Source organism: Streptomyces alkaliterrae, assembly GCF_007097205.2.
Classification (GTDB): Bacteria; Actinomycetota; Actinomycetes; order Streptomycetales; family Streptomycetaceae; genus Streptomyces; species Streptomyces alkaliterrae.
Map to the genome: position 1 here is coordinate 1 of NZ_VJYK02000313.1, position 6273 is coordinate 6273.

Consider the following 6273-nt stretch of genomic DNA (forward strand, 5'->3'; position numbering starts at 1 on the left):
GGCCGGGCCCGCCGCAGGGTCCGAGAACGGCCGGCGGTCCGGGTATGCCCGGCGTTACGCCGAACGCCGACGGACCGGCGGTCGGCCAGCCGGGGCCGGCGGCTCCGCCGCCCGGCGCGCAGGCGCGGCAGCCGGTGCAGCCCGAACAGCCCTCCCCGCAGGAGCCGCAGGCGGCCGCCGCTTCCGACGCCCCACCGCCGCCCGGTTTCCCGACGCTGCAGCCCGCTGACGGCCCGGCGGCTCCGCCGGCCGCCGCACCCGCGGCGACCGGCGAGGGCACGGCCGAGGGTGCTCCCCCGCCCGGCTTCCCCGTACTGCAGCCGCAGGGCGAGCAGCCGCCGACCGGCGAGGCCGCGGACACCTCCGACGAGGACGCCTCGACGTCGGACGACAGTCCGCGCATCCGCAGCGGTTCGGGCGTGGATCCGTCCGCCGGACTGTGGGACGACGACCCGGAGCCGGGCGCGGAGGAGTCGGAGGCCGGCGACCGGTCCCGTCCCGAGGCGTCGGGCGGCGAGGAGGGCCGCCCGGAGGCCGACGCGGCGTCGGCGGCCCCCGGCCAGGAGCCGCAGGGGCCGGGACCCGCCGGTCAGCAACCGGCCGCGCACGAGCCGCCGCAGCAGCAGCCGGCGCCGGAGCAGCCGCAGCAGGTACCGCAGGCGGCGGCAGGGCCCGTCGACGGGCAGCCGCACCCGGGGGCGTCGAACGCCCCGGCCGGTGGCGCTCCCTGGGGTGCCGCCGACCAGGGCGGTCAGCCGCACACGCCACAGGGCCTCCCCCCGCTGCCGCCGAACTACCAGGCCGCCGACCCCGCGCAGGCACCCGCGCATCCGCAGGCACCCGCACACCCGCATGCCCTGCCGCCGCAGTCCGCACATCCGCAGCAGGACCCGGCGCAGCAGCACCCGCAGGCACCGGCCCCGCAGCAGGCACCGGCACCGGCACCGGCACCGCAGCAGGCTCAGCTGCCGCAGCAGCCGGGCCAGCCGGGCCAGCCGGGCCAGCCGGGCCAGCCGCCGCAGGGTGCGCCGTACGGTTATCCGCACGGGCAGCAGCCGGCGCAGGGGTACGGCTACCCGCAGGCACCGCCGCAGCCGGGCTACGGCTATCCGCAGCACGCGGCTCCCCCGCAGGATCAGCAGCCGCAGCCCGGCGTCCCGCACGGCCAGCCACCGCACGGTCAGGCGCCGTACGGTCAGCCGCCGTACAGCCAGCCCGGGGCTCCCGGGCAGCCGCCGGTGGGCCAGCCGCCGCAGGGCTACGGCTACCCCCCGGCCCAGCCGGGAGCCCCGGGCCAGCCGACGCAGCCGCACGCCGTCCCCGGGCAGTACGCCGGGCCGCAGCAGCCCGGTCCTGACGGTCAGCCGGGGCCCGCGGGGCAGCCGGAGAGCGGCGCCCAGCCGTTCCCCAACCCGGCGGCGCAGCAGCCCGGTTACAGCTACGCGCAGCCCGGTCAGCAGTCCCAGCGCCCGGCGCCCGGCGCCCCGCTGGGCTACGGCGCCTCGGTGGACCTCAGTTCGGACCGGCTGCTGCGCAACCAGCCGAAGAAGCGCAAGCCGGGTTCCAACGTCAACCAGCCGTCGCGTTTCAAGCTCGGCGGCCGGAAGGAAGAGGAGGAGCGGCAGCGCAAGCTGGAGTTGATCCGCACTCCGGTGCTCTCCTGCTACCGCATCGCGGTGATCAGCCTCAAGGGCGGCGTCGGCAAGACGACGACCACCACTGCGCTGGGCGCGACGCTGGCGTCGGAGCGGCAGGACAAGATCCTCGCGATCGACGCGAACCCGGACGCCGGCACGCTCGGCCGCCGGGTGCGGCGGGAGACGGGCGCGACGATCCGCGACCTCGTGCAGGCGCTTCCGCACCTCAACAGCTACATGGACATCCGGCGTTACACCTCGCAGGCGCCGTCCGGGCTGGAGATCATCGCCAACGACGTGGACCCGGCGGTCTCGACGACGTTCAACGACGAGCACTACCGGCAGGCGATCGAGGTGCTCGGTCGGCAGTACCCGGTGATCCTCACCGACTCGGGCACCGGTCTGCTGTACAGCGCGATGCGCGGGGTGCTGGACCTGGCCCGGCAGCTGATCATCATCTCGACGCCGTCGGTCGACGGCGCGAGCAGTGCGAGCACCACGCTCGACTGGCTCCAGGCGCACGGCTACGCGGACCTGGTCCAGCGCAGCATCACGGTGATCTCCGGGGTCCGGGAGACCGGCAAGATGATCAAGGTCTCGGACATCGTGTCGCATTTCGAGACGCGGTGCCGGGGTGTGGTCGTCGTGCCGTTCGACGAGCATCTGGCGGCGGGCGCCGAGGTCGACCTGGACATGATGCGGCCGAAGACCCGGGAGGCGTACTTCAACCTGGCCTCGCTCGTGGCGGAGGACTTCGCCTACGCCCAGCAGGCCGAAGGACTGTGGACGGCCGACGGTCACGCCGCCCAACCGCCGCAGATGGCACCGCCGTTGCCGGGCCAGCCGCAGCCGTACGGCCAGCCGGGCCAGCCGCAGGGCTACCCGCCGCAGCCGGGGCAGCCCGGACAGCCCGGCCAGCCGGGGCACTTCGGTCAGCCCGGGCAGGCGCCGGGCCAGTACGGCCACGGTCAGCCGCCGGTCGATCCGCAGACCGGGCAGCCGCTGCCGCAGCAGCCGTACCCGCAGCAGGGCACCCCCTGGCAGGGCGACGCGGCGCACCCGGCCGGGGCCCCGCAGCCCGGTGGCCCGCAGCCCGCGCAGTTGCCGCCGGGCGCGGTGCCGGCCGGCTGGACCCAGCAGCCCGACCAGCCGCAACCCGACCAGCCGCCGCAGGCACCGCACCCGCAGCAGGCACCGCCGGAGGACGGCCGCTACGGCTACCCGCCGCAGCAGCAGCCCGGGAGCTGATCCGAAGACGCCGAAGGGCCCTTCACACCTGCTTGGGTGAAGGGCCCTTCGGCTGTCAGGAGCACTGCGGAACGAGGACCGCGGAACGAGGACTGCGGAACGAGGACCGGGGAACGGGGAGCCCGGGGTCAGGCGGTGTGCGCCTGGATCAGGTCGCGGGAGCGGCGGACGTCGTCGGCGATGCACTCCAGCAGCCCGTCCAGCGAGTCGAAGGTGCGCTGGTCGCGGAGCCGGGCGAGGAAGTCGACCGACACGTGCTGTCCGTACAGATCCAGCCCGACGCGGTCGATCGCGTAGGCCTCGACCGTGCGCTCCACCCCGTTGAACTGCGGGTTCGTTCCGACGGAGATCGCGGCGGGCATCATCTCGCCGCCCGCGTTCAGCCAGCCCGCGTACACGCCGTCGGCGGGGATCGCGGTGTGCGGCAGCGTCTCGACGTTCGCGGTCGGATAGCCGAGAGCCCGGCCGCGCTGCGCGCCGCGGACGACCACGCCCTCCACCCTGTGGGGTCGGCCCAGCACCTCGGCGGCGCCGGCCACGTCACCGTCGGCGACCAGGCCCCGGACGAGGGTGGAGGAGAAGGGTCGGCCGCCGCCGGCCTCGCCGCTCTCGTAGAGGTTGAAGACCAGCACCTCGTAGTCGTAGTCCCGGCCGAGTTCGGCCAGCAGGTGGACGTCACCGGCGGCGCGGTGCCCGAAGCGGAAGTTGGGGCCCTCCACGACGGCCTTCGCGTGCAGCCGGTCGACCAGCACCTTCACCACGAAGTCGGCGGGTGAGAGCTGGGAGAACTCGGGGGTGAACGGCAGCACGAGCACGGCGTCCACGCCGAGCTCCGCCATCAGTTCGGCGCGGCGCGGGTGGGGGGCCAGCAGCGGTGGGTGGCTGCCCGGACGTACCACCTCGCTCGGGTGCGGGTCGAAGGTGACGACGACGGCGGGGACGCCCAGTTCGCGCGCCCGCTCCACCGTCTTGCCGATGATCAGCTGATGTCCCCGGTGTACTCCGTCGTAAGAGCCGATGGTGACGACACTGCGCCCCCAGTCCTCGGGGATGTCCGTCAAACCACGCCAGCGCTGCACTGTGCCCGCTCCTCGCCGAATGCGCCATGGATCTGCCGTTCCCAAGACTGCCATGCTGCGGGCCCCGGGGGTTGCCCGCCCCTGCCGGAGCGGCACACTCCGGCGCGGCCCGGGCACTGGCCGTGGGTGCCCGGGTGCCTCAGCCGCGCGTGCGGGTGGCGAGGTGGGACGGCCGCCGGGGCAGCGGGAGGGCTCCCCCGGCGGCGGCCAGGACGGACTCCCGGACGGGTGCCTCCGCCTCCGCGCCGAGCAGCGGTTCCAGCAGTTCACCGGCGAGCGGCCCGTCGGCGGCGGCCAGCGTGCGCCCGAGCCGGGCCCGGAGCGCGGCGCTCGGAAGCCGGGAAAGCTCCTCGACGAGCGGGAGCAGGGTGGCGCGGGCGGTCGCACCGGCCGCCAACCGCCGCTCGACGAACGCGGCCACCGGCTCGGCGGCCTCGTCGGGGCGGCCGCACGCGTATTCGGCGATCAGATGGGCGACCTGCCTGGCCAGCGCCGGGACGCGGACGTCGGCGAGGGCGGTCAGCAGCGCGGTGGCGCTCTCCCGTGAGGCGGTCGCCGGCCCGCAGAGCCGGTGCCGGAAGCCGGTCAGGACCTGCCGCGGGTGGGTGTGGAGCGTGCGCACCAGAGCGTGGGTGAGTCCGTCGTCGTACGGGTCGCGGGCGAAGCGCAGCAGTGCGGCGGTCAGATAGGAGGAGCGGCTGGCGGGGCGGCCGAGCAGCTGGCGGTAGGCGGGCGGGTGCAGTTCCCCGGTGTCGTCGGCGCGGCGCAGCAACTCCTTCGCCGCGCGCGTCAGTTCGTCGGCGTCGGCGCCGGGCACGGTGGCCAGGGCGGGCAGCCGGGCCGCGGCGGCACGGCGGCGTTCGGCACGGTCGTCCGCGGCCCAGCGGCGCACGGCGCGGCTGAGCGCGGCCGGTTCGTCGTGCGCGAGTTCGTCGAGCAGTTCGCCGGCGTGGGCGCCGCCGGCGGTGCTGAGGGCGGCGACAAGGGCCTCGGTCAGGGAGTCGGTGGCCTGGCCCCGGTGGGTGTGCAGCAGGGCGCCGGCGGCGGTGGCCACGGTCGCGCCCGGCGCCCGCAGCGGTCGTTCGTCCCCGAACCAGCGGCACAGCAGCGGCTGTACGGCGCCGGGATCGGCGGCGAGGAGCCCTGCGGCGACGTCGAGGAAGCGGCGGCCGCCCGGCTGGGCGGGGTCGAGTGGGAGCAGCTGCCGCAGCAGGTCCGTCCGGGCGTCGAGGGGCAGCCGCAGCGCGGACCAGAACGCGGGCGGGAAGTCCGGGTGCTCGCCGGCGCGCAGCAGCCGGGCGGCGAGGGCGCGCAGTACGGGCAGGTAGGGCGTGGCGTCCGGCACGCCGCGCAGCGTCCGGGACAGCAGCCGGGCGGCCCACCATCCCTGGTCGCCCTCGCGGTGCACGGCGTCGACGAGTTCCCTGAGCCGGGGCAGCAGGCCGCCGGCCCCTCGGTGGTGGTGCGCGAGCAGCAGCGCCTCCGCCACCGGGCCCATGCGGTGTCCCGGGACGGGAACGGCTCCGGGCTGCGGGTTGCTGTGCACCAGGTTTCGCAGGGCCTCGTCGACCTCCAGATGGACGCCCTGGAGCCAGTCGCCGAACTCCTCGTCGGTGAACCGGTAGCCCTCGCCGGCCGGTTGCAGCACGTCGAGGGAGAGGACGGCACCGGCCCAGCCGCCGTGCCAGGGGAACACCGTCTCGAACGCGCGCTGGTCGAGCGCGCCCCGGCCGGGGCCGAGGCAGCGGCGAGCAGCCAGGTGGAGCCGGCCGGCGGCGACGGCCGCCAGGCGCCGCAGCGCGCCGCCCCGGAGGGCCGGGCGGCGGCCCGCGCCGACGGTGGTGGCGATGCGCAGGGAGAGCAGGGCCAGCCACGCCTCGAACACCTCGTGGCGGCCGGGCGGGGCGGCGGGCGTCTCGACGGGTTGGAGCTGTTCCAGTATCCGAAGGGTGAGGGGGTGCCCCTCGGGCGGATCGGCGAGCGGAACGTGCGGCGGGAGGTGCGCCGCCGGGAGGTGCGACCCCTCGGCGGGGCTGTGCGGCACCTCGGCGGGGTGGTGCAGCACGTCCGGCGGGAAGTGCGGGCCGAGGCGTTCCCAGAACTCCGGTCGGCAGCCGAGTGCCAGGCGGGCGCCGGAGGCGCGCAGCCAGGCGGCGGTACCCAGAGCCCAGCGGCGCGGCGCGTGGGACAGATGGGGTGGCATCTCCTCGGGCGCGTCGAGCACCACCAGCAGCGGCCGGTCGGCTGCCCTGGCGAGGCGGGCGACCACGTCGGGATCGGCGTGGTGGGGCGGCGGGGCCTCGATCGGC

At 76.2% G+C, this 6273-nt stretch carries 2 protein-coding genes and 1 pseudogene; 1 reads left to right on the forward strand and 2 read right to left on the reverse strand.

The window, feature by feature from the left end:
- Positions 1-44 precede the first annotated feature (44 nt).
- Positions 45-2885 (forward strand): MinD/ParA family ATP-binding protein, encoded by a 2841-nt coding sequence (locus FNX44_RS22335; RefSeq protein ID WP_228450110.1) that lies wholly within the window; start codon positions 45-47, stop codon positions 2883-2885.
- 128 nt (positions 2886-3013) lie between these two features.
- On the opposite strand, the gene FNX44_RS22340 is transcribed toward FNX44_RS22335, so the two are convergent.
- Together FNX44_RS22340 and FNX44_RS28205 are read right to left on the reverse strand one after the other, a co-directional pair.
- On the reverse strand, positions 3014-3964 hold the full coding sequence (locus tag FNX44_RS22340; protein WP_143650583.1) for a bifunctional riboflavin kinase/FAD synthetase: 951 nt from the start codon (positions 3962-3964) through the stop codon (positions 3014-3016).
- Between the two features lie 139 nt (positions 3965-4103).
- Positions 4104-6273, reverse strand: a pseudogene (locus FNX44_RS28205) (serine protease); the annotation flags it as partial.